The 22,634-nt window shown below is 69.2% G+C and carries 19 protein-coding genes, 2 tRNA genes and 2 pseudogenes; 9 read left to right on the plus strand and 14 right to left on the minus strand.

Annotated features, from left to right (window positions below; all coding sequences use genetic code 11):
• Nucleotides 1-121: 121 nt before the first annotated feature.
• On the plus strand, nt 122-442 hold the full coding sequence (locus QMF80_RS08420; protein WP_283451097.1) for a hypothetical protein: 321 nt from the start codon (nt 122-124) through the stop codon (nt 440-442).
• Between the two features lie 119 nt (nt 443-561).
• Here QMF80_RS08420 and QMF80_RS08425 read toward each other — a convergent pair whose 3' ends face one another.
• The gene (locus QMF80_RS08425; RefSeq protein WP_283451099.1) at nt 562-2,427 is read right to left on the minus strand and encodes a tyrosine-type recombinase/integrase; all 1,866 of its coding nucleotides are present in this window, start codon (nt 2,425-2,427) and stop codon (nt 562-564) included.
• A gap of 103 nt (nt 2,428-2,530) precedes the next feature.
• Nucleotides 2,531-2,603, minus strand: a tRNA-Ala gene (locus QMF80_RS08430).
• Nucleotides 2,604-2,762: 159 nt separating this feature from the next.
• Between QMF80_RS08430 and QMF80_RS08435 the strand changes: the two genes are divergently transcribed.
• Together QMF80_RS08435 and QMF80_RS08440 are read left to right on the plus strand one after the other, a co-directional pair.
• Nucleotides 2,763-3,311, plus strand: coding sequence for a helix-turn-helix domain-containing protein (locus QMF80_RS08435; protein WP_283451101.1), 549 nt, complete (start codon nt 2,763-2,765; stop codon nt 3,309-3,311).
• Nucleotides 3,312-3,374: 63 nt separating this feature from the next.
• On the plus strand, nt 3,375-4,547 hold the full coding sequence (locus tag QMF80_RS08440) for a serine/threonine-protein kinase (protein WP_283451103.1): 1,173 nt from the start codon (nt 3,375-3,377) through the stop codon (nt 4,545-4,547).
• Nucleotides 4,548-4,556: 9 nt separating this feature from the next.
• On the opposite strand, the gene QMF80_RS08445 is transcribed toward QMF80_RS08440, so the two are convergent.
• From QMF80_RS08445 to dnaA (QMF80_RS38265), 12 genes and pseudogenes are all read right to left on the minus strand, one after another.
• Nucleotides 4,557-5,861: a hypothetical protein gene (locus tag QMF80_RS08445; protein ID WP_283451105.1), complete on the minus strand. Its 1,305-nt coding sequence runs from the start codon at nt 5,859-5,861 to the stop codon at nt 4,557-4,559.
• A gap of 126 nt (nt 5,862-5,987) precedes the next feature.
• Entirely contained in the window at nt 5,988-6,122 is a 135-nt protein-coding gene (locus tag QMF80_RS08450) for a DLW-39 family protein (RefSeq protein ID WP_208809277.1), read from the minus strand.
• Nucleotides 6,123-6,339: 217 nt separating this feature from the next.
• Nucleotides 6,340-6,413: transfer RNA gene (locus tag QMF80_RS08455), tRNA-Ile, on the minus strand.
• A 94-nt stretch (nt 6,414-6,507) separates the two neighbouring features.
• The gene (locus tag QMF80_RS08460; RefSeq protein WP_283451118.1) at nt 6,508-7,140 is read right to left on the minus strand and encodes a DUF3566 domain-containing protein; all 633 of its coding nucleotides are present in this window, start codon (nt 7,138-7,140) and stop codon (nt 6,508-6,510) included.
• Between the two features lie 2 nt (nt 7,141-7,142).
• The gene (gyrA, locus tag QMF80_RS08465; protein ID WP_283451120.1) at nt 7,143-9,737 is read right to left on the minus strand and encodes a DNA gyrase subunit A; all 2,595 of its coding nucleotides are present in this window, start codon (nt 9,735-9,737) and stop codon (nt 7,143-7,145) included.
• A 40-nt stretch (nt 9,738-9,777) separates the two neighbouring features.
• A complete protein-coding gene (gene gyrB, locus QMF80_RS08470) occupies nt 9,778-11,838 on the minus strand; it encodes a DNA topoisomerase (ATP-hydrolyzing) subunit B (RefSeq protein ID WP_283451122.1) in 2,061 nt (686 codons plus the stop codon).
• A 368-nt stretch (nt 11,839-12,206) separates the two neighbouring features.
• Nucleotides 12,207-12,746, minus strand: a complete 540-nt coding sequence (locus QMF80_RS08475; RefSeq protein ID WP_502962804.1) for a DciA family protein — start codon at nt 12,744-12,746, stop codon at nt 12,207-12,209.
• Complete coding sequence (gene recF, locus QMF80_RS08480; protein ID WP_283451126.1) at nt 12,743-13,894, minus strand: DNA replication/repair protein RecF; 1,152 nt, start codon at nt 13,892-13,894, stop codon at nt 12,743-12,745. Before recF ends, QMF80_RS08475 begins: the two co-directional genes overlap by 4 nt.
• A gap of 108 nt (nt 13,895-14,002) precedes the next feature.
• The gene (gene gnd, locus QMF80_RS08485; protein WP_283451127.1) at nt 14,003-14,878 is read right to left on the minus strand and encodes a phosphogluconate dehydrogenase (NAD(+)-dependent, decarboxylating); all 876 of its coding nucleotides are present in this window, start codon (nt 14,876-14,878) and stop codon (nt 14,003-14,005) included.
• Between the two features lie 227 nt (nt 14,879-15,105).
• Entirely contained in the window at nt 15,106-16,236 is a 1,131-nt protein-coding gene (gene dnaN / locus QMF80_RS08490; RefSeq protein WP_283451129.1) for a DNA polymerase III subunit beta, read from the minus strand.
• An 843-nt stretch (nt 16,237-17,079) separates the two neighbouring features.
• A pseudogene (dnaA, locus tag QMF80_RS38260) lies at nt 17,080-18,231 on the minus strand (chromosomal replication initiator protein DnaA); the annotation flags it as partial.
• Between the two features lie 96 nt (nt 18,232-18,327).
• Nucleotides 18,328-18,903 (minus strand): annotated as a pseudogene (gene dnaA / locus QMF80_RS38265) (chromosomal replication initiator protein DnaA); the annotation flags it as partial.
• Nucleotides 18,904-19,260: 357 nt separating this feature from the next.
• On the opposite strand from dnaA (QMF80_RS38265), the gene rpmH reads away from it, so the two are divergent.
• From rpmH to rsmG, 6 genes are all read left to right on the plus strand, one after another.
• Nucleotides 19,261-19,398, plus strand: a complete 138-nt coding sequence (gene rpmH / locus QMF80_RS08500; RefSeq protein WP_112448007.1) for a 50S ribosomal protein L34 — start codon at nt 19,261-19,263, stop codon at nt 19,396-19,398.
• A gap of 24 nt (nt 19,399-19,422) precedes the next feature.
• Nucleotides 19,423-19,797 (plus strand): ribonuclease P protein component, encoded by a 375-nt coding sequence (gene rnpA, locus QMF80_RS08505; protein WP_283451137.1) that lies wholly within the window; start codon nt 19,423-19,425, stop codon nt 19,795-19,797.
• Nucleotides 19,794-20,075, plus strand: a complete 282-nt coding sequence (yidD, locus tag QMF80_RS08510; protein WP_008741647.1) for a membrane protein insertion efficiency factor YidD — start codon at nt 19,794-19,796, stop codon at nt 20,073-20,075. The genes rnpA and yidD overlap by 4 nt, the downstream gene beginning before the upstream one ends.
• A 3-nt stretch (nt 20,076-20,078) precedes the next feature.
• A complete protein-coding gene (yidC, locus tag QMF80_RS08515; protein ID WP_283451139.1) occupies nt 20,079-21,188 on the plus strand; it encodes a membrane protein insertase YidC in 1,110 nt (369 codons plus the stop codon).
• A gap of 15 nt (nt 21,189-21,203) precedes the next feature.
• Nucleotides 21,204-21,719, plus strand: coding sequence for a Jag family protein (locus QMF80_RS08520; protein ID WP_283451141.1), 516 nt, complete (start codon nt 21,204-21,206; stop codon nt 21,717-21,719).
• A gap of 100 nt (nt 21,720-21,819) precedes the next feature.
• Nucleotides 21,820-22,536 carry a 16S rRNA (guanine(527)-N(7))-methyltransferase RsmG gene (gene rsmG / locus QMF80_RS08525; RefSeq protein ID WP_283451143.1) on the plus strand — a complete coding sequence of 239 codons (717 nt, stop codon included), beginning with the start codon at nt 21,820-21,822 and terminating at the stop codon, nt 22,534-22,536.
• The last annotated feature ends 98 nt before the right edge of the window (nt 22,537-22,634 follow it).

Below are 22,634 nucleotides of genomic sequence, written 5' to 3' on the forward strand. Positions count from 1 at the left end.
AACGGTGGGGAGTCCAAGGCAGAGATCGCGGCACGCGTCCGTGTAGCGGTTGCGGCGGGCCGCCCCCTCAGCCTCTGGTGACGACCGACCGCCACCAGACCGATCCACCTTGGGAGAGAACGTGACACCCGCTGGACCGCACCGCGCCCTCGTGTACGTACTGAACGGGCGCTGGCGCCTGATCGTGGCACCGCTTGCCTCTGAGGAACGGGAGGTCCGTGTCGAGGACCCCGACCCTGTGCGGCAACTCGTCGTCCGTGATCTGGGGCCGGCGGACTCGGGCTTCGCCCCCGCGTCGTTCGGACATCGCCTGATCGAGAACGGGTTCATCATCGACCCGTCCGAACGGGCCAAGCCGGGCACCGTCAACGGCTGGTCGCGGACCGACGACCCCGACCGGTGGCAGACGGTCTGCTACCCGACCTCGGAAGCCGTGGGCTGAAGCCACGGACGGTTTCGCGCTGCGGAGCACACGCAAATTCGGCCCGCTCCTCGCGAGGAGCGGGCCGAATTTGCGTGATGAAGGACATACTCCTTCGAGTGACCGGATGGAGCTCTGGGCTACGCCTGCGCGCTCGTGAGGTCGGCGTCCGGATGCTTGGCGCACACCTCCAGGGCCTCCACCCGGGCCTGCTCAAAGGCCCGGGACACGGCAGACTTGTTGATTCCCCGTGCGTGCGCCTCCGTGTTGCCCTGGGGGCGGAACTCGGTCCGGAACTCGGCGGCCCGCGTGGTGAAGCCGTCGTGCTCGAACTCCCACGCCCACCGGCTACTCACCGGAAGCGGCTCGTACGTCAGGGTGCCGTCGGCCTCGTACGAGGCCAAGGCGTAGTGCACGAACTGCCGCTCCGGCATCCGGGACCAGACGGAGCCGCCGCCGGTCCATCGCTCACGCTCCTCTGGGCCGAGGGCTCCGCGGCGGGCGATCCGCTCCTCTGGCCAACCGTCTGCCCGCATAGTCGCGATCTCTTCCTCGTGGTCGTCGTTCCACTGGTCGGCGACGTCCTGCGCGTGCTCGCGGTCCGCAAATGGCACCTCCCGGCCGCCCAGCGTGATGACGAATACCGGGTCGTTCTCGTGCTCGGCATCGTCCTGCGGCATGTCGCTGGCGTCCTTCCAGGTTTCCTGGGCCAGTCCGGAGAGCTGGCGAGGGACGTGGGGGAGTCCGTCCGTAGCGGCGGCCAGGCCGGAGCCTTCCAGGAAGCCGGGCAGCGGAGCGGTGGGGTCCATGGCCCATTCGATGGCGGCCATGACCTCGTCGTCCAAGGCGTCCAGGAGGTGGCCGTACCTGTCGACGGTGGTGGTGATGGACTCGTGCCCAAGACGTCCTTGGATGGCCGGAAGCGGCACCTTCGCGGCAATCAGCCACGATGCGTGGGAGTGACGGAGGTCGTGGATGCGCGGTCGCTTGATGAGGCCGTACTTCTCCGCAGCCAGCTCGATCGCGGGCAGCCAGCGCAAGCGCCGGAACGTGCCGGGGTCCCACTTGCCCCCCTCGGGACCAGTGAATATGAGGGCGTTGGGAGCCAGACCCTTGGCTCGGCGTCGCAGCATCCGATCAAGCTTGTGAGTGATGACGACGGTCCGTCGCGCCTTACGGGTCTTCGGGGGGCCGAGGATGGACTTACCGTCCTCGTCCTTCTTCCAGGCCCTCTGAACACGGATGGCGGGCCGGCCATTACGCCGCCGAAGGTCACGGGGCTGAAGTGCCGTTGCCTCGCCCCACCGAAAGCCGGTCTCCGCGATGGCCTCGCCGAGATCCTTGGCATCGTCGCTGAGGCATTCGTAGATCCAGGCCCATTCCTCGCGTTCGAGGAAGACCATCTCTTCTTCGTCTTCAGCGCCGTCGAGTCGCGGGAGACGAGTCTTCGCGCACGGATTCGAGGCCCGCAGCGACGGCTCCGCGTCCACCGCCGACTGAAGGATCGAGAAGAGCAAGCCGTGCTCGTTCTGGATGGTCTTAGGCCGGTACTTCGTTCGAGGCTTCCGGTCTGGAGGGTCGAGCGGAGCGAGCCGTCCGGCCTCCAGGTCGTTGACCCAGTCCTGCACCATCTCTCGGATGATGGTGCCCTCACCGTCCTCTACGGAGTAGGGGCCGAACCAGGGCGTCATATTGGCACGTATTCGTGTCTTGTACTTGCTGCGCGTGTCGCCCTGGATGCCGGTCAGACGGTCGACGTAGGCGAGCGCGAATGCCTCGAACATCGTGTCCGGCCGGCGCTGGTCAGCGATGAACCCCTGCCCTCGCACCCAGCCGGGCGGCCACTGCTGACCGTGCCCGTTCACCAGATCCCTGAATCGCTCGGCGGCCTTCTCATCACTGAAGACCTCCGATTCCTGCTTGGCGCTCCGCGCGCCGCCAGCCCTCCACAGCACGGTGAAGCTCGCCGTTCCGTCCCTTTTAGGACGGGTCTTGATTGATGCCATGGGGGGACCGTACGACAGGGCGGTGTTGACACGGTGTTGACGTTATAAACACGGAGAGGGTCCCTGACCCGCGTTTCCGCAGGTCAGGGACCCTCTGATCATGTGGAGCCTAGGAGATTCGAACTCCTGACATCTGCCTTGCAAAGGCAGCGCTCTACCAACTGAGCTAAGGCCCCGGAAACGGACGTAACTGTCCCCTCAAAGGGAGCAGCCGTTCCGCAGACCAGAGTACCGGGTGTACCGCCCGATCCCGCAAAATGATAGGGACTCCCGCCCCGCGACCACGCTCCGTAAGATGCTCGCGAGGTTCGCACCAGCGAAGGGGAGTAGTAAGAGTGGACGCAGTACAGCAAGAGGCAACCGCCAGAGCCAGGGAACTTCAGCGCAGTTGGTACGGGGAGCCGCTCGGCGCGCTCTTCCGTCGGCTCATAGATGACCTCGGCTTGAACCAGGCCCGCCTCGCTGCCGTCCTCGGACTGTCGGCGCCCATGCTGTCCCAGCTGATGAGTGGCCAGCGGGCCAAGATCGGGAACCCGGCCGTGGTGCAGCGCGTCCAGGCCCTCCAGGATCTCGCCGGCCAGGTGGCGGACGGCAGCGTCAGCGCGGCGGAGGCCACCGACCGGATGGACGAGATCAAGAAGACCCAGGGAGGCTCGGTCCTCAGCAACAGCGGCCAGACCAGCACCGGTTCGGGCGCACCGACCGTCAAGCGGGTCGTCCGCGAGATCCAGTCACTGCTGCGCTCGGTCTCCGCGGCGGGAGACATCATCGAAGCCGCGGACACCCTCGCCGCCAGCCACCCGGAACTGGCAGAGTTCCTCCGGGTCTACGGCGCCGGGCGCACGGCCGACGCGGTCGCGCACTACGAGGCCCACCAGAACTGACCTCGTACTGACCGCACGCACCGAAAGACGCACCGACGAAGCGACGGGGGGACAGGCGCAGCGATGGGTGAGATCTTCGCCGGTCGGTACGAGCTGATCGACCCGATCGGCCGCGGAGGAGTCGGCGCCGTATGGCGCGCCTGGGATCACAGGCGCCGCCGTTACGTCGCCGCCAAGGTCCTCCAGCAGAGCGATGCCCACACCCTGCTCCGCTTCGTGCGCGAGCAGGCCCTCCGTATCGATCATCCGCACGTGCTGGCCCCGGCCAGTTGGGCGGCCGACGACGACAAGGTCCTGTTCACCATGGACCTGGTCAGCGGCGGCTCCCTCGGTCATGTCATAGGCGACTACGGGCCCCTGCCGCCCCGCTTCGTGTGCACCCTGCTCGACCAGCTCCTGTCGGGTCTGGCAGCGGTGCACGCCGAGGGTGTCGTCCACCGCGACATCAAACCGGCCAACATCCTGATGACGGCCACCGGAACCGGACGGCCGCACCTGCGGCTGTCCGACTTCGGCATCTCCATGCGCAAGGGCGAGCCCCGCCTGACGGCCACCGACTACGTGGTGGGGACCCCCGGCTACTTCGCTCCCGAGCAGCTGCTCGGCGCCGAACCCGACTTCTCCGCCGACCTGTTCGCCGTCGGACTGGTCGCCCTCTACCTGCTGCGCGGCCGGCGGCCCGACGCACGGGCCCTCGTCGAACACTTCCTCGCCCATGGCACCCCGGCGGCCCCGGAAGGGGTCCCGGCGGCCCTGTGGGACGTCATCGCCAGTCTCCTGCAGCCGGATCCCCTGAACCGTTTCCGCACCGCCACAGGCGCCCGCAAGGCCCTTGCCGGGGCCCTGGAGCTGCTGCCCGCGCCCGCACCCGACGAGGAACCGGTCGAGGTCTTCGACCAACTCGGCCCGCTGCCCGCCGGGTTCGGCCCGCAAGGACCCCGGTCCACGGCCGCCGTCACCCCCGACGCCCCGACCGCCCCGGCCCCCGCAGCGCCGTACGAACCCCCCGCGCCCGCCCCCGCACACCTCCCGGCCCCCTCGGCGACCGGCAGCTTCCACCTGCCCCCTCCGGCGGCCCCGCCCCCGGCCGCCCCACCGCACGGCCCCACCACGGCCGTCGCCCCCGTCGCCCGCCGGAGCGCCCTCGCCCCGCCCGGCCGGAAGGCCACCGCCTGGCTGCTCCTCGCCGCCCTGCTCTGCTTCGCCGTGGGCGCCTGGGCCCTGACCCAGCTGTAGGAAGCGGCGTCAGAGAGCCGTGCGGGCTCCCCGCCGCGCCAGCAGCACCCACCCGCCGAGCACCGCCAACAGCAGGGCCCCCGCACCGAATCCGCCCGTGGCCACCACCCGCATCGTCCGCCGGTCGCCGGCCGCCGTCACCGCCTCCGGGGCCGTCAGGCCCGCCCGCGCGGCCGCCCGGTCCTCCTCGCGCACCCCGAACCCCGCCTTCGTGAGGCTCTCCGCGTACGAGGGCCCGGCGACGGCCGCGCCCTGGACGTTCAGCCGCAGGGTCAGCGGGACCGGCCGGGCGTCCTCGGTGAACTCCCCGACCTTGGACCCCATCGTCACCGCCACGTAGTACCAGCCCGCCACCCGGACCGGCCGTACCGCGCTGTCGTCGGAGAACCGGTTCGCGTAGGCCACCGGCGCGGTCGGCCCCAGCCCGGCCGCCGCCTGCTTGCCGTCGTACGCGGTCCCCTTGGACCGGACCAGCGCGCGGTAGGGGCTGTAGAGGCTGACGGTGAGCCCGTCGGAGGCCGCCCCGTACGTCTTCGTCATCCGCGCGCCCGCCAGCTCCGCGCCGACCGCGAGCTGCTGCCCCCAGTCCAGCGGCACCCGGTACCAACGGGTCTGCCCCGGCCGCAGGTCGTCGCGCCACACCCCGGCACCGAGCGCCCGCGCGTCGTTGAAGCCGGTGCCGCCGGCCCGGGCCACCGGCTCGGTGCCGGGCGGTACGGGCGGGGCCGACGGCCACACCGAGGGAGCGACGGTCGGCGCGCCGCCCGTGGTGAGGCCGGGTTCGCGCAGGAAGCGGAGTTCCACCGGCCAGGGGGCCCGCTCGGCGTCGGCGGCGGAGGTCCGGGTGAGCTTCACGAAGTACACGCCCGCCTCCTGGCAGTCCGCGTCCTCCTCCAGCCGCCGTACGCCGACGGCCGCGAGCGGTCCCGGCTCGTAACCGAACGCCGCCCGCCCGGGGTTGCCGGGGCAGGCCTTCCCCGCGTTCGTCATCAGCGAGACCTCGACGCCGTCGGAGTACCCCGCCCTCGTCCCCGCGGCCGGCCGCACCACGGCCGAGACGTACGCGCTGGACCGGGCGTCCAGCACCACCCGGTAGTAGCGCTCACCGGGGGCCAGCGTGTCCTCGTACGACGCCCCCGCGACCAGCGCCGGAGCGTCGGCGGTGGTGGCCGCGCCCGTGACCGGCCGCGCCCCCTCGGCCGGACGGTAGGCCGCCACCGGATCCGCGCCCGGCTCCGCCACCGCGTACGCGGCCCCCGGCGCCACCGCCAGGACGGCGCCCGCCAGCAGCACGGCCGAGAACACCCTCACCATCACGCCCACCCACCCCGAGTTTGCCAGCGCAACCAAAGTCTTTACATACCGGAACAATCCGCCCCGGAACAGCACGAAGCCCCGACCGCAGCGGCAGTCGGGGCTTCATGGGATCAATCGTGGGTCTCACACACCGGAACCAGAGGGCACGGAGTCAGTTGCCTCCGTCCACAGGTCCTGCTCGGCGCGGTCCGCCTGGATCTGGCGGTACACGAGGAGCCCGCCGATGGCGGCCAGTGCGACCAGGAGAAGCTTCTTCACCGCGCGACCTCGTCCTTCGTTGACGTTGGGGACTACTGCCGCCCGACTATACACACCGACCGATACCGATCGGTTACCTGGGAAGCCCCCCGCCGGCCCAACGCCCCGGCCCCGTCCGGGAGAAGCACGGGGCGGGCAACACGGGTTCCGGGAACGAGAACGGTCCGGGAACGAGAACGGTCCGGCGGAGAATCTCCGCCGGACCGAATCCGTACTGTGGGGCTAACAGGATTTGAACCTGTGGCCTCATCCTTATCAGGGATGCGCTCTAACCAACTGAGCTATAGCCCCTCCGCGCTGTGCGCTGACTTGATGAAGATTAGCGCACAGACCGGGTCAGTCCAAAATCCGCTGCCGGACGGCGTCCGCGCAGGTCATTCAGGGCTCATTCGTCCTCGGCGAGGGTCAGCTCGATGCCGCCCACGAAACCCGCGGACAGGTTGTAGATGAAGGCGCCGAGCGTGGCCAGCGCCGTCGCGAGCACCACGTCGATGATCGCGATCACCGACGTGAAGATCAGGACCCGCGGCAGCGACAGGAACGACTGGAGGTCGAACCCGTTGCTCTCGTTCGAGCCCGTCGCCTCGCTGATCGTGCCGCCGACGGTCGAGAAGACACCCATGGCGTCCATGACCATCCACAGCACCACCGACGCCACGATGGTGCAGATGCCCAGCGCGATCGACAGCAGGAAACTGACCTTCATCACCGACCACGGGTCGGCCTTGGCCACCCGCAGCCGCGCCTTGCGCGTCCTGGGCGCCGTACGCACGCCCGGGTGCGGCTTGCGCTGCGCCGCGCCGTCCGCGCCGCCGCGGGGCGCCCCCGGGCCCGAGGGCGCCGGGTGGGCCTGCGACGGCTGCTGCGCCTGTGCGGGGCGGCTCTGGCCGCCCGTCACGCCGGCTTGGGACTTTGGTCCTCGGGTATCCGTCACGGTTCCCCCCTGGGAGTCCGCGGCGGGGCCACGGGCACCGTTCGCTCCAGTATCGGCCGGTCCGGCGCCCGTGGCTCCACTCACGCTTACTCCTCGTGCTCCCCAGCCGAGGGCTGCGTGCCCTCGGCGGCCTCGGTGGCCTGTCCCTCGGCTTCCTCGGTCTCGTCGACCTCGTCAGCCTCCTGGCCCGCCTCGGCGTTACGAGCGATACCGACCACGGCATCGCGCTTGCCCAGGTTGATCAGCTGGACGCCCATCGTGTCACGGCCGGTCTCCCTGACTTCGTTGACGCGCGTACGGATCACACCACCGCTCAGGGTGATGGCGAGGATCTCGTCGGTGACGTCGACCACGAGCGCTCCGACGAGCGAGCCGCGGTCTTCCACGATCTTGGCAGCCTTGATGCCCAGACCGCCACGTCCCTGGACGCGGTATTCGTCCACGGGCGTCCGCTTGGCGTAGCCGCCGTCGGTCGCGGTGAAGACGAAGGTACCGGGCCGGACCACGCTCATGGAAAGCAGTTCGTCACCCTCGCGGAAACTCATCCCCTTCACACCCGAGGTCGCGCGGCCCATCGGGCGCAGCGCGTCGTCGGTGGCCGTGAAGCGGATCGACTGCGCCTTCTTGCTGATCAGCAGCAGATCGTCCTCGGCGGAGACCAGCTCGGCGCCGATCAGCTCGTCGTCGTTGCCGTCGCCCGTCTCCCGGAGGTTGATGGCGATGACACCACCCGAACGGGGCGAGTCGTAGTCCTTGAGTGCCGTCTTCTTCACCAGACCGGCCTTGGTGGCCAGGATCAGGTAGGGCGCGGCCTCGTAGTCGCGGATCGCGAGGATCTGTGCGATCTTCTCGTCCGGCTGGAAGGCCAGCAGGTTCGCCACGTGCTGCCCGCGGGCGTCGCGCCCGGCGTCCGGCAGTTCGTACGCCTTCGCACGGTAGACCCGGCCCTTGTTCGTGAAGAACAGCAGCCAGTGGTGGGTGGTGGAGACGAAGAAGTGGTCGACCAGGTCGTCCTGCTTCAGTTTCGTCCCGCGCACGCCCTTGCCGCCGCGCTTCTGCGAGCGGTAGTCCTCGGTCTTGGTGCGCTTGACGTAACCGCCGTGCGTGATCGTGACGACGATGTCCTCTTCGGCGATCAGGTCCTCCATGGACATGTCGCCGTCGAAGGGGATCAGCTTGGAACGACGGTCGTCGCCGAACTTCTCGACAATGGCCGCCAGTTCCTCGCTGACGATCTGCCGCTGGCGCTCCTCGGAGGCCAGGATCGCGTTGTACTCGTTGATCTTGGCCTGGAGCTCGTCGTGCTCGGCGACGATCTTCTGCCGCTCCAGGGCCGCCAGGCGGCGCAGCTGCATCTCCAGGATCGCGTTCGCCTGGATCTCGTCGATCGACAGCAGGCCCATCAGGCCCTCGCGCGCGATCTCGACGGTGTTGCTGCGCCGGATCAGCGCGATGACCTCGTCGATTGCGTCCAGCGCCTTGAGCAGACCGCGCAGGATGTGGGCGCGCTCCTCCGCCTTGCGCAGACGGAAGCGCGTGCGCCGGACGATGACCTCGATCTGGTGCGTCACCCAGTGGCGGATGAACGCGTCGATCGACAGCGTGCGCGGGACCCCGTCGACCAGCGCCAGCATGTTCGCGCCGAAGTTGGTCTGGAGGTCGGTGTGCTTGTAGAGGTTGTTCAGCACGACCTTGGCCACGGCGTCGCGCTTGAGCACGATCACCAGGCGCTGGCCGGTGCGGGACGAGGTCTCGTCGCGGACGTCGGCGATGCCGCCGACCTTGCCGTCCTTGACCAGGTCGGCGATCTTCTGCGCGAGGTTGTCCGGGTTTGTCTGGTACGGGAGTTCCGTGACCACCAGGCACTGGCGGTTCTGGATCTCCTCGACCTCGACCACGGCGCGCATCGTGATGGAGCCGCGACCGGTGCGGTACGCCTCCTCGATGCCCTTGCGGCCCACGACCAGCGCGCCGGAGGGGAAGTCCGGGCCCTTGATCCGCTCGATGAGCGCGTCCTGCAGCTCCTCGTGCGAGGCCTGCGGGTGCTCCAGCGCCCACTGGGCACCGGCCGCGACCTCGCGCAGGTTGTGCGGCGGAATGTTGGTGGCCATGCCGACCGCGATGCCCGCGGAGCCGTTGACCAGAAGGTTCGGGAAGCGCGCCGGGAGGACCGTCGGCTCCTGGTTGCGGCCGTCGTAGTTGTCCGTGAAGTCGACGGTGTCCTCGTCGATGTCCCGGAGCATCTCCATGGCCAGCGGCATCAGCTTGCACTCGGTGTAGCGCATCGCGGCCGCCGGGTCGTTGCCCGGGGAGCCGAAGTTGCCGTTGGAGTCCACCAGCGGCATGCGCAGCGACCACGGCTGGGCCAGGCGGACCAGGGCGTCGTAGATCGAGGAGTCGCCGTGCGGGTGGTACGTACCCATGACGTCACCGACGACGCGGGCGCACTTGTAGAAGCCCTTTTCGGGCCGGTAGCCGCCGTCGTACATCGCGTACAGCACGCGCCGGTGGACGGGCTTGAGGCCGTCCCGGACGTCGGGCAGGGCGCGGGAGACGATGACGGACATCGCGTAGTCGAGGTACGAGCGCTGCATCTCGGTCTCGAGCCCGACGGGCTCGATCCGCATGACGGGCTGCTCCTCCGCGGGGTTCTCCGCGGTGGGGGTGGTTTCGTCGGCCATTGCTGGTCAGAGATCCTTTCAGGCGGTCAGCTGAGCCGACTCAGATATCGAGGAACCGAACGTCCTTGGCGTTGCGCTGGATGAACGAGCGCCGGGCTTCGACGTCCTCGCCCATCAGCACCGAGAACAGGTCGTCGGCCTGCGCCGCGTCGTCCAGGGTGACCTGGCCGAGCACGCGGTGGTCGACGTCCATGGTGGTGATGCGCAGTTCCTCGGCGTTCATCTCGCCCAGACCCTTGAAGCGCTGGATCGAGTCTTCCCTGATCCGCTTGCCCGCGCTCTTGCCCAGCGCGACCAGCGCGTCGCGCTCGCGGTCCGAGTACGCGTACTCGAAGTCGTCGCGGCCCCACTTGATCTTGTACAGCGGCGGGCGGGACAGGTACACGTGCCCGGCCTCGACCAGCGGCCGCATGAAGCGGAACAGGAAGGTCAGCAGCAGGGTGTTGATGTGCTGGCCGTCGACGTCGGCGTCCGCCATCAGGATGATCTTGTGATAGCGGAGCTTCTCGATGTCGAAGTCCTCGTGCACACCGGTGCCGAAGGCGCTGATCAGCGCCTGGACCTCGGTGTTCTGGAGGATCTTGTCGATCCGCGCCTTCTCGACGTTCAGGATCTTGCCGCGGATCGGCAGGATGGCCTGGTACATCGGGTTGCGGCCCGACTTGGCGGAGCCGCCGGCCGAGTCGCCCTCGACGATGAAGATCTCGCACTTCGCCGGGTCGTTCGACTGGCAGTCGGACAGCTTGCCCGGCAGCGAGGCCGACTCCAGCAGGCCCTTGCGGCGGGTCAGGTCACGGGCCTTGCGGGCCGCGACGCGCGCCGTGGCGGCCTGGATCGCCTTGCGGATGATGTCCGCGGCCTCGGTCGGGTTGCGGTCGAACCAGTCGTTGAGGTGCTCGTGGACGACCTTCTGCACGAAGGTCTTGGCCTCCGTGTTGCCCAGCTTGGTCTTCGTCTGGCCCTCGAACTGGGGCTCGCCCAGCTTGATCGAGATGATCGCGGTCAGACCCTCGCGGATGTCCTCGCCGGCGAGGTTGTCGTCCTTCTCGCGCAGGAACTTCTTCTCGCGCGCGTAGCGGTTGACGAGACCCGTCATCGCCGCGCGGAAGCCCTCCTCGTGCGCGCCGCCCTCGTGCGTGTGGATCGTGTTCGCGAAGGAGTAGACCCCCTCCGTGTACTGCGAGTTCCACTGCATCGCGATCTCGACCGAGAGCATGCGCTCCTTGTCCTCGGCCTCGACGTCGATGACGGTCGGGTGGATCAGCTCGCCCTTGCGCGAGTTGAGGTACTTCACGAAGTCGACGATGCCGCCCTCGTAGTAGTACTGCACCGTGCGCGCCTGGGGCTCGGCCGCGTCCGCGTCCGGGTCGTCGGCGCCCGCCGTCGCCTTCGCCGACTCGCGCTCGTCCGTCAGCGTCAGGGTCAGGCCCTTGTTGAGGAAGGCCATCTCCTGGAAGCGGCGCGAGAGCGTCTCGAAGGAGTACTCGGTCGTCTCGAAGATGTCGGCGTCGGCCCAGAACGTCACGGACGTGCCGGTCTCGGACGTCTCCTCGTTCTGCGCCAGCGCGGCCGTGGGGGCGCCCAGCTTGTAGTCCTGGGTCCAGCGGAAGCCGTCACGCCGCACCTCGACCGCGACCCGCTTCGACAGGGCGTTGACGACGGACACGCCGACGCCGTGCAGACCGCCGGAGACGGCGTAGCCGCCGCCGCCGAACTTGCCGCCCGCGTGCAGGACCGTCAGCACGACCTCGACGGCGGGCTTGCCCTCGGAGGGGACGATGTCGACGGGGATGCCACGGCCGTTGTCGATGACGCGTACGCCGCCGTCGGCCAGGATCGTCACGTCGATGGTGTTCGCGTGCCCGGCGAGGGCCTCGTCGACCGAGTTGTCGACGACTTCGTACACCAGGTGGTGCAGGCCGCGCTCGCCGGTCGAGCCGATGTACATGCCGGGGCGCTTGCGGACCGCGTCCAGGCCCTCGAGGACCTGGATCTGACTGCCGGTGTACTCGACGGGGTCACCGTTCCCGGCGGCAGCGGTGGACTGGTTGTCGTTGGGGTTGCCGGAATCGGCCACGAAGCGCCCTTTCTGGCACAGCACAGGCCGTACTCCGGGCCAGCAGGCATGCAAGCAGGAGCGGCTGCGTCAATCTGCGTTGTCAGCTTTTGTCAGTGGTAATGAACTGGAATCCCGCGATGAGGCGGGATTGCCGTCAGTCTACCGGTACCACGGACATGAATGGGGGTTTGCCGGTACCTGAGTCCGCATGTGCCGCCCTCAACCCGCACTCTCCGACTCCCCATATCCGGGCAGGGGCTCAAAGAGGCTCACACGGGCATCCAGCGCTTCGGGCTGTCAACCTCCCGCCACCGTGAGCGAGACCACTGCGGGAGCGGTCCGCGGGGAGGGCCGGGCGGGGCGCGACCGGGGGCAGCGGGGAACGGGCGGAGCGGGGCGCGCGGGCGCGCTCAGCCGTACGTGTCCCCCGGACCCGTGCTCCCGGGCGCCCGCAGCGGCCCGTACCGCCGTGGCGGCCCGCCCGGACCCTGGACCTTGATCAGCCGGACCGTGCCCTGCCCGAGGTCTTCGTTCAGCCGGGCCACCAGCTGCGGTGCGAGCAGCTTCAGCTGGGCCGCCCACGCCGAGGAATCACAGCGCACGACCAGTACACGGTCCTCGTAGCGCTCGGGTTCACAGTGAGCCGCCACTTCCGGGCCCACGATCGTCGACCAGCGCTCCATCACGCCCGCGACGGCCATCGGCATCTCCCAGCCGCGCTCCGTGCGCAGCCGGTCCAGCGCCGCCATCAGCGGCATCGGGTCCCGGCCGTCCGCCCGGGCGCCCGAGCGCAGTCCCGGCTGGCCCTGGCGCGACTTCTTGCCGCCCGCCGCGAGGCCGCGGGCCCGCGCCTGCTCCCGGGCCGCCGCCAGCGCCTGGCGGGCCAGGTCCACGCCCGAGGACTGGGGCGCCTTGCGCACCGCCTCGGGGCCCTCGTCGGGCCCGCTCACCACCGGGTCACCTCGCCGCCGGACACCCCGTACCGGGCCCCCGCCAGCACCCCCGGAACGTCATCGTCCACCGCGGCCGTCACGAGCACCTGCTCGCCGCCCGCCACCAGCTCCGCCAGCCGCTCCCGGCGCCGCGCGTCCAGCTCCGCGAAGACGTCGTCCAGGACCAGCACCGGCTCGCTGCCCTCGGAGCGCAGCAGCTCGTAGGAGGCCAGCCGCAGCGCCAGGGCGTACGACCAGGACTCCCCGTGGCTCGCGTACCCCTTGGCGGGCAGCTCCCCGAGGCTCAGGAGCGCGTCGTCGCGGTGCGGGCCCACCAGGGTCACCCCGCGCTCGATCTCCTGCTTGCGGGCCTCCTCCAGGGCGCCCAAGAGGACGTCGTACAACGCCTCCCGGGTCCGCGCGGCCCCGGAGTCCACCGCCTCGCCCGCCGCCCCGGCCAGCGAGGTCGGCCGGTAGACCATCCCGAGCGGGCCACCGCCGGGCGCGAGCTGCTCGTACGCCTTGTCGGCCAGCGGCAGCAGGGTCGCGATCAGGTCGAGGCGCTGGGCCAGCAGCTCGGCGCCGGTGCGGGCCAGGTGCTGGTCCCACACGTCCAGGGTGGAGAGGTCCAGGGAGCGGCCGCCGTGCCGGCGGGCCATCGCGGCCGACTTCAGCAGGGTGTTGCGCTGCTTGAGCACCCGCTCGTAGTCGGAGCGGACCGCCGCCATCCGGGGCGAGCGCGCGGTGACCAGTTCGTCGAGGAACCGGCGGCGCTCCCCCGGGTCCCCCTTGACCAGCGCGAGGTCCTCGGGCGCGAACAGCACCGTCCGTACGATCCCCAGCACGTCACGGGGCTTGACCTGCGAGGACCTGTTGATGCGGGCCCGGTTCGCGCGGCCCGGGTTCAGCTCCAGCTCGACGAGCTGCCGGCGCTCGCCCTGGGTCACGGCCGCGCGGATCACCGCGCGCTCGGCGCCCATGCGCACGAGCGGTGCGTCCGAGGAGACGCGGTGGCTGCCCAGGGTCGCGAGGTAGCCGACCGCCTCGACCAGGTTCGTCTTGCCCTGGCCGTTGGGGCCCACGAAAGCGGTGACGCCCGGGTCGAGCGGAACCTCGACCCGGGCGTACGAGCGGAAGTCGGCCAACGACAGATGCGATACGTGCATGACGGCGCCGACCTCCCCCGGCCCTACTGCTTGGTACTACTCGGTACTACTCGGTACTGCGTGGTACTGCTGCGTGGTGCTTCTCTCGCCGCTGCCGCTTCTCCGCGGCTACTTCTTCTCGACCGCGTGGCCGCCGAACTGATTGCGCAGCGCGGCGATCATCTTCATCTGCGGGGAGTCGTCCTGGCGCGAGGCGAAGCGCGCGAACAGCGAGGCGGTGATCGCGGGCAGCGGCACCGCGTTGTCGATCGCGGCCTCGACGGTCCAGCGTCCCTCGCCCGAGTCCTGGGCGTAGCCCTTGAGGCCTTCGAGGTGCTCGTCGCCGTCCAGCGCGTTCACCGCCAGGTCCAGCAGCCAGGAACGGATGACCGTGCCCTCCTGCCAGGAGCGGAAGACCTCGCGGACGTCGGTGACCGAGTCCACCTTCTCCAGCAGCTCCCAGCCCTCGGCATAGGCCTGCATCATGGCGTACTCGATGCCGTTGTGGACCATCTTCGCGAAGTGGCCGGCACCGATCTTGCCCGCGTGCACGGCGCCGAAGTCACCCTCGGGCTTGAGGGCGTCGAAGACCGGCTGGACGGTGGCGACGTGCTCCGGGTCGCCGCCGTACATCAGCGCGTAGCCGTTCTCCAGGCCCCACACACCGCCGGAGACTCCGCAGTCCACGAAGCCGATGCCCTTGGCGGCCAGCTCGGCGCCGTGCTTCTCGTCGTCGGTCCAGCGGGAGTTGCCGCCGTCGACGACGATGTCGCCGGGCGAGAGCAGCTCCCCCAGCTCGTCGACGGTGGACTGGGTGGCCGCACCGGCCGGGACCATCACCCACACCACGCGGGGGGCCTGCAGGCTGTCCACAAGTTCGGACAGGCTGTGGACATCGGCGAGGTCCGGGTTGCGGTCGAATCCGATGACGGTGTGGCCTGCGCGGCGGATGCGCTCGCGCATGTTGCCGCCCATCTTGCCGAGACCGACGAGACCGAGCTCCATCAGGTGGTTCCTTAAGCGTCGAGGCGATTTTTCCCGGGTTTTCTCCGCGTACGAGCCTACGCCGGGCCGCGTGGCCCGGCGCAGGTGGCGCCCCGGGTGCCCCTGGGGCCCGCGCCCTGGACGGCGCCAGGCCCGGACCCGCGAGCGGCGGGACCGGGCCTGAGCGGCCTGCTGGGCGCGTCCTGGGACGTGCTGGGTGGTGCCTGGGGGCGGGCGGGAGTCCGGGGTCAGCCGGAGAGGCGCACCGGCATGATCAGGTACTTGTACGCCTCGTTCGCCTCGGCGTCGACGGCCGGGCGGCCGCTGAGCAGCGCGGGTTTCGTCGAGGTGGTGAAGCTGAGCTGGGCGGCGGGCGAGTCGATCGCGCTCAGGCCGTCGAGCAGGAAGGTCGGGTTGAAGGCGATCGAGATGTCGTCGCCCTCCAGCGTGGCGTCGACGCGCTCCACAGCCTGTGCGTCGTCGCTGGAACCGGCTTCCAGGATCAGCACGCCCTGCTCGAAGCTCAAGCGGACCGGGGTGTTGCGCTCCGCGACCAGGGCCACGCGCTTGACCGCCTCGACGAACGGGGCGGTCTCGATCACGGCGATGGAGTTGAACTCGGTCGGGAAGAGCGTGCGGTACTTCGGCAGGTCGCCCTCGAGCAGCCGGGTGGTGGTGCGGCGGCCCGCGCCCTCGAAACCGATCAGGCCCTCGCCCTTGCCGGAGCCGGAGAGCGCCAGGGTGACCGTGTCACCGCTGGTGAGCGACTTGGCGGTGTCCAGGAGGGTCTTGGCGGGCACCAGGGCCACGGCCGAGGCCTCGGGGTCCTCGGGCTTCCACGTGAACTCGCGGACCGCGAAGCGGTAGCGGTCGGTGGAGGCCAGGGTGACGCGCTCGCCCTCGATCTCGATGCGCACACCGGTCAGCACGGGCAGCGTGTCGTCACGGCCCGCGGCGATGGCCACCTGGGCGGCGGCGGAGGCGAAGACGTCACCGGGAACGGTGCCGGTCGCCGTCGGCATCTGCGGCAGCGCCGGGTATTCCTCCACAGGCAGGGTGTGGAGCGTGAACCGCGAGGAGCCGCAGACCACGGTCGCCCGTACACCGTCTGTGGAAATCTCCACCGGGCGGTTGGGGAGGGCGCGGCAGATGTCGGCCAGCAGCCGGCCGGAGACGAGGACGGTCCCGTCCTCCTCGACGTCCGCCTCGACCGAGACCCGGGCCGAGACCTCGTAGTCGAAGCCGGAAAGGCTCAGGGAGCCTTCCTCGGCCTTGAGCAGCAGGCCCGCGAGAACGGGCACCGGCGGCCGGGCCGGGAGGCTACGGGCCGCCCAGGCCACCGCCTCCGCGAGTACGTCGCGCTCCACCCGGATCTTCACCGGAAACCGCCTCCTGCTGATTGCTGGCCTTCGTCGTCGGCTGGAGGCTCGCTGCCCCGATGCCGGAGACCAGTCTGACGTACGGCGCCGACAGACGTCGCTGCTGGCGGTCAAGCCGGGTGTGAGGTGTCGGGAGGCCGGACCCGGCGAGTTGTGCACAGGCCCTGCTTGAAAACCAGACCAGGCCTAACTGTCTATGGGAGTAGTAGTAGGGCCTGTGGATACAGTGGATAACTGCCTTTTCGCAGGTCAGCACCCGTTTTTTGTCCACCGGGCCTGTGGGCGGAGCCGGTGGAAAACCCATGGGTTCTGTGGAGAACAAAAACTTCTGCACAGGCCGTCCCCAGATGACCCCTACTAGTCCACAGGTGTGTCCCCAGGTTTCCCCCGGTACTCCACAACCCAAACGTCTCCATCGGTGTGACCGCTTTCACTCGGGACGGTGATTGGGGCCGTGGTGTTGCCGAACAGTGGACAAGGGTGTGGAGAAGCGTCCGGATCCTGTGCACGACTGATCCAAACCTGTGGGTTGCCGGTGGACAGAGCCGTGGACGAGCCTGTGGACAAAAAGTTGTCCACAGGCTGTGGATAATGATTGCGCACAATTCCACAGGGGGATGACCTGGGCTGATGATGGATCAGTCGAGCCCCCTGTGGACAGATTGTGGGCGACGGAATCCCTCCCCAGGCTGTGGACGACAGAAAGTCCCCCAATCTGTGGATGAGTTGGCCCGGAGGGGGCGTATTCGAACAAGTTGGGGGCGCGCACACGACGAAGGGCGCCCCCGGTGTGGTCCGGAAGCGCCCCTTGAAGGTGCTCGCTGGCGGGCCCAAGGCCCGGAATCAGGCGTTCTTGATGCGGTTCGTCAGCTCCGTGACCTGGTTGTAGATGGACCTGCGTTCGGCCATCAGAGCCCGGATCTTGCGGTCCGCGTGCATCACCGTCGTGTGGTCGCGGCCGCCGAACTGCGCCCCGATCTTGGGTAGTGAGAGGTCCGTCAGCTCCCGGCACAGGTACATGGCGATCTGCCGGGCCGTCACCAGCACCCGGCTGCGCGAGGAGCCGCACAGGTCGTCCACGGTGAGCCCGAAGTAGACGGCGGTGGCGGCCATGATGTCGGCGGCGGTGATCTCGGGCGCCGAGTCCTCGCCGCCGGGGATGAGGTTCTTCAGGACGTCCTCGGTCAGCCCGAGGTCCACCGGCTGCCGGTTCAGGCTCGCGAAAGCCGTCACCCGGATCAGCGCCCCCTCCAGCTCGCGGATGTTGCGCGAGATCCGGGAGGCGATGAACTCCAGCACCTCCGGCGGGGCGTTGAGCTGCTCCTGGACGGCCTTCTTGCGCAGGATCGCGATCCGGGTCTCCAGCTCGGGCGGCTGGACGTCGGTGATCAGGCCCCACTCGAAGCGGTTGCGGAGCCGGTCCTCCAGGGTGACGAGCTGCTTGGGCGGCCGGTCGGAGGACAGCACGATCTGCTTGTTGGCGTTGTGGAGCGTATTGAAGGTGTGGAAGAACTCCTCCTGCGTCGACTCCTTGCTCGCGAGGAACTGGATGTCGTCGACGAGCAGGATGTCCATCTCGCGGTAGCGCTTGCGGAACGCGTCGCCCTTGCCGTCACGGATCGAGTTGATGAACTCGTTGGTGAACTCCTCGGAGCTGACGTACCGCACCCGGGTGCCCGGGTAGAGGCTGCGCGCGTAGTGCCCGATGGCGTGCAGCAGGTGCGTCTTGCCGAGCCCCGATTCCCCGTAGATGAAGAGGGGGTTGTAGGCCTTGGCGGGGGCCTCGGCCACGGCGACCGCGGCGGCGTGCGCGAAGCGGTTGGAGGAGCCGATGACGAAGGTGTCGAAGAGGTACTTGGGGTTCAGCCGGGCCGTGGGTTCCAGCGGGCCCGAGGAGGAGCCGCCGGAGCCGCCGCCGGAGCCGCCGCCCGACTGCCTGCCGGTTCCGATCTGGCCGCCCGGGCCGCCGGGACCGGTGCGCCCGGGCGCGGGCCGCGGCGCGGGCTGCTCGTACTGCTGCTGCTCGTAGCCCTGCTGGCGGCTCTGCTCGTACTGCTGCTGCTGGTCGTACGACGGGTCGTAACCCTGGGACTCCGGCTGCTGGAGGTAGCCGGGCTGCGGGGAGGCGTACGGATCGCGCTCCGGGTAGCCGCCGAGCCGGGGCTGCTGCCAGCCGTACTCGTCCTGCTGCTGGCCGCCGCGGGGCCAGGATCCCGGCTCGGGGCGCTGCTGCTGGTAGTCCGGGTAGGCGGGGCGGCCGGTGGGCAGCTGGTCGCCGGCGGGGCCGGTGTGGCCTGAGTGGCCGGTGTGACCCCCGGAGCGCTGGCCCGGGTAGGGCCCCGGCTCGTACGCGTCGCGCTGCGCGGCGGGCGGCGCCTGGGGCGCGGGCTCACCGGCGGAGTCGTCCACGGTGATGGCGATCCGGATGGGGCGGCCGCACTCGCGGCTCAGCGCGTCACTGATCAGCGGGGCGAGGCGGCCTTCGAGGACGCGCTTGCCCCACTCGTTGGGGACGGCGAGCAGCGCGGTGTCGGCGACCAGGGCCAGCGGCTGGCAGCGTTCGACCCACTGCTTGTCCTTGGGCTCGATGCCCTGCTGACCTTCCCCGAGCAGCTTCTCGAGCACGCGCGGCCACACTGCGGCAAGATCGGCAGGTACATCAGCCACAGAGCACGCTCTCTCACGGGGGTCCCACGAATGTGTGGTTCTTTGGGACGGTCGGGACAAAAAATCAGGGGTCGGGCAACGGTAGTCAGGCCGACGGGTACGGTTCAAGTCGTTGTCCACAGCCTGTGCACAGTGGACCACGTCGCCACCTCGGTTTGACCGGATGGCGTAGCCGCGCGTACCGTAACGAGGTCGAGTTGTCGATGGCTGCTGCCGCCTGCCTACCGATGGGCGAAGATCACCAGTTGTGATCATGTAGCGGTGCCACTCGGGCGAACACGTGAGTATTCCTTCGTGGGCGCACGGTGACAGCCAGGCGATGTCCCGCCACAACGATTCATTCTCTGGAGCCCCCGAGTGAGCAAGCGCACCTTCCAGCCGAACAACCGCCGTCGTGCCAAGACCCACGGCTTCCGTCTCCGGATGCGTACCCGTGCCGGTCGCGCGATCCTGGCCAACCGTCGTGGCAAGGGCCGTTCCGCCCTCTCCGCGTAACCAACGCACACAGGTCGTGACGTCGTGCTGTCTCCCGAAAATCGGCTGAGGCGGCGCGAGGACTTCGCGAGCGCGGTACGCCGAGGTCGCCGGGCTGGTCGCCCGCTCCTCGTCGTACACCTACGTACCAGCGGTGCCACGGACCCGCACGAGCCGGGGGAGATCGATCCCTCGACGCGTGCGGGTTTCGTCGTCAGCAAAGCGGTAGGTGTCGCCGTCGTCCGCAACCGGGTCAAGCGCAGACTGCGCCATCTCGTCCGCGAGCGGCTCTCCGAGCTGCCCGCCGGTAGCCTGGTAGTGGTTCGTGCCTTGCCCGGAGCGGGCGATGCCGCCTACGAAGAGCTGGCCCGGGACCTGGACGCAGCACTGGCGCGCCTCCTGGGAGGCGTGGCTCGATGAAGTACCCGCTGCTCGCCCTGATCAAGCTGTACCAGTGGACGATCAGTCCACTGCTGGGACCGGTGTGCCGTTATTACCCGTCGTGCTCGCGCTACGGATTCACGGCCATCGACCGGCATGGTGCGGTGAAGGGGACCGTTCTGACCGCCTGGCGGATCCTGCGGTGCAATCCGTGGAGCCCTGGTGGTGTGGACCATGTCCCACCTCGTAAACGCCCGCGTTGGCACGAGCAGCTGCGCAGTGCGTTGCGTCGATCTCGCAATGCTCAAGGAGCCTGATTAGTGGACACGATTACCAGTCTGTTCGGCTTTCTCACCTATCCCGTCTCGTGGATCATCGTTCAGTTCCACAAGGTCTACGGCGCGGTCTTCGGTGCGGACAGTGGGTGGGCCTGGGGCCTGTCCATCGTGTCCCTGGTGATCCTGATCCGTATCTGCCTGATCCCGCTCTTCGTGAAGCAGATCAAGTCGACGCGGGGCATGCAGGCGCTCCAGCCGAAGATGAAGGTCATCCAGGAGCGCTACAAGAACGACAAGCAGCGTCAGTCCGAAGAGATGATGAAGCTGTACAAGGAGACGGGTACCAACCCGTTGTCCTCGTGCCTTCCCATCCTCGCGCAGTCGCCGTTCTTCTTCGCGCTCTACCACGTGCTGTCGAGCATCGCCAATGGCAAGACCATGGGTGTCATCGACAAGCCGCTGCTGGAGAGCGCCCGCCAGGCGCACATCTTCGGTGCTCCGCTGGCCGCCAAGTTCACGGACAGCGCCGACAAGGTCGCGAGCCTCAGCGCCTCGATCACCGACGTGCGCATCGTGACCGCGGTCATGATCGTCCTGATGTCGTTCTCGCAGTTCTACACCCAGCGTCAGCTGATGCAGAAGAACGTCGACCTCTCGGTCAAGACGCCGTTCATGCAGCAGCAGAAGATGCTGATGTACATCTTCCCGCTGATCTTCGCGGTGATGGGCATCAACTTCCCCGTCGGTGTTCTCGTCTACTGGCTGACCACGAACCTGTGGACCATGGGTCAGCAGATGTACGTGATCAACCAGAACCCGACCCCGGGCAGCAAGGCGCAGGACCAGTACCTGACCCGCCTGGTGAAGCACCTCGGCTCGCACGGCGAGGTCAAGGGCCGCGGCAAGAAGAAGATCGTCGCGGCGATCGTGGCCAAGGGCCCGGACCGCAACGACAACGAGCGGAAGTTCATCACCACGCTGGCGAAGCAGGGGCTGGCCGCGCAGGCGGACGGTTCTGTGATCACGAGTTCCGAGGCCACGGCGGACGCGGACGCGGCCAGCGGCGGTGCCGCGGCGAAGCGGCAGCAGCCGAAGCGGCAGTCGAAGTCGCAGCGCCAGACGCCCCCCAGCAAGCCGTCCACCAAGAAGTAAGAAGGAGTCCATCCCGTGACGGAAGGAACCATCTCCGCTGCCGCTGCCGAGGGTGGCGACACCCTGACCCGCCTGGAGCAGGAGGGTGAGATCGCGGCTGACTACCTTGAGGGTCTGCTGGACATCGCCGACCTCGACGGCGACATCGACATGGACGTCGAGGCCGACCGGGCCGCGGTGTCGATCGTCAGCGACTCGACCGGCCGTGACCTGAGCAAGCTCGTGGGGCGTGACGGTGAAGTGCTGGAGGCTCTGCAGGAGCTGACGCGCCTGGCCGTGCACCGCGAGACCGGGGACCGCAGCCGTCTGATGCTGGACATCGCCGGGTTCCGCGCCAGGAAGCGCGAGGAGCTGTCGGTTCTGGGCGCGCAGGCCGCGGCGGACGCGAAGACCTCGGGCGAGCCGGTGAAGCTGGCCCCGATGACTCCGTTCGAACGCAAGGTCGTGCACGACGCCGTCGCGGCGGCCGGTCTGCGCAGCGAGTCCGAGGGCGAGGAGCCGCAGCGCTTCGTCGTCGTGCTCCCTGCCTGACCGCACGCGTGAGTGTTCGGCCCCGCCTGTGTCGCAGGCGGGGCCGAAGCTTGTCAGCCTGACTGTTGCACCACACGCTTTTAACGGAAGGACGGTCCCCGTGACGGAGGCAGCGGAGCTTCCCCCGGCGCCTGAAGAGGCGCGCGCGGTATTCGGTGAGTATTTCCCGGAAGCTGTCCGCTACGCGGAGCTCCTGGCGGACGCGGGCGTGCAGCGGGGCCTGATCGGCCCCCGCGAGGTCCCACGGCTGTGGGAGCGGCACCTGCTGAACTGCGCGGTGCTGTCCGAGGTGGTCCCCCAGGGCGTGACCGTGTGCGACGTGGGCTCGGGTGCGGGGCTTCCGGGCATCCCGCTGGCCCTGGTCCGGCGGGACCTGAAGATCACGCTGCTTGAGCCGTTGCTGCGGCGGACGAACTTCCTTCAGGAAGTGGTGGAGCTGCTGGGCCTGGATCACGTGACGGTAGTGCGCGGCCGGGCCGAAGAGGTCCTGGGCAAGGTGCAGCCGGTGCACGTGGTGACGGCGCGCGCCGTGGCACCGCTGGACCGCCTGGCCGGCTGGGGTGTGCCGCTGCTGCGTCCGTACGGGGAGATGCTGGCGCTGAAGGGCGACACGGCCGAGGAGGAGCTGGTGGCGGCGAAGGCCGCGTTGGCGAAGCTCGGTGTGGTCAAGACCTCGGTGCTGCACGTGGGTGAGGGGATCGTGGACCCGATGTCCACCGTGATCCGGGTGGAGGTCGGGGAGAGCCCCGGCGGGGTGAGGTTTGCGGCCAAGCGGGCTAAGGCGGCCCGGGTCTCCCGCACGCGCCGCCGTCGCTGAACGACGGCCATAGGGGACGCGGTGGGTGTGAGCCGCGTTCCATTGCGCCCTATAGGTATGGATTTCGGAGTGTCGTAGCGGGCTGATGACCCCGCCCG

Source organism: Streptomyces sp. G-G2 (assembly GCF_030063135.1).
GTDB lineage: Bacteria > Actinomycetota > Actinomycetes > Streptomycetales > Streptomycetaceae > Streptomyces.

Excerpts from the sequence above, each read along its gene's own strand:
- gnd (WP_283451127.1), bottom strand. The coding sequence starts at position 14,878 with ATGGAGCTCGGTCTCGTCGGTCTCGGCAAGATGGGCGGCAACATGCGC.
- QMF80_RS08440 (WP_283451103.1), top strand. The coding sequence starts at position 3,375 with ATGGGTGAGATCTTCGCCGGTCGGTACGAGCTGATCGACCCGATCGGC.
- QMF80_RS08445 (WP_283451105.1), bottom strand. The coding sequence starts at position 5,861 with ATGGTGAGGGTGTTCTCGGCCGTGCTGCTGGCGGGCGCCGTCCTGGCG.
- yidD (WP_008741647.1), top strand. The coding sequence starts at position 19,794 with ATGAAGTACCCGCTGCTCGCCCTGATCAAGCTGTACCAGTGGACGATC.
- recF (WP_283451126.1), bottom strand. The coding sequence starts at position 13,894 with ATGCACGTATCGCATCTGTCGTTGGCCGACTTCCGCTCGTACGCCCGG.
- gyrA (WP_283451120.1), bottom strand. The coding sequence starts at position 9,737 with ATGGCCGACGAAACCACCCCCACCGCGGAGAACCCCGCGGAGGAGCAG.
- QMF80_RS08425 (WP_283451099.1), bottom strand. The coding sequence starts at position 2,427 with ATGGCATCAATCAAGACCCGTCCTAAAAGGGACGGAACGGCGAGCTTC.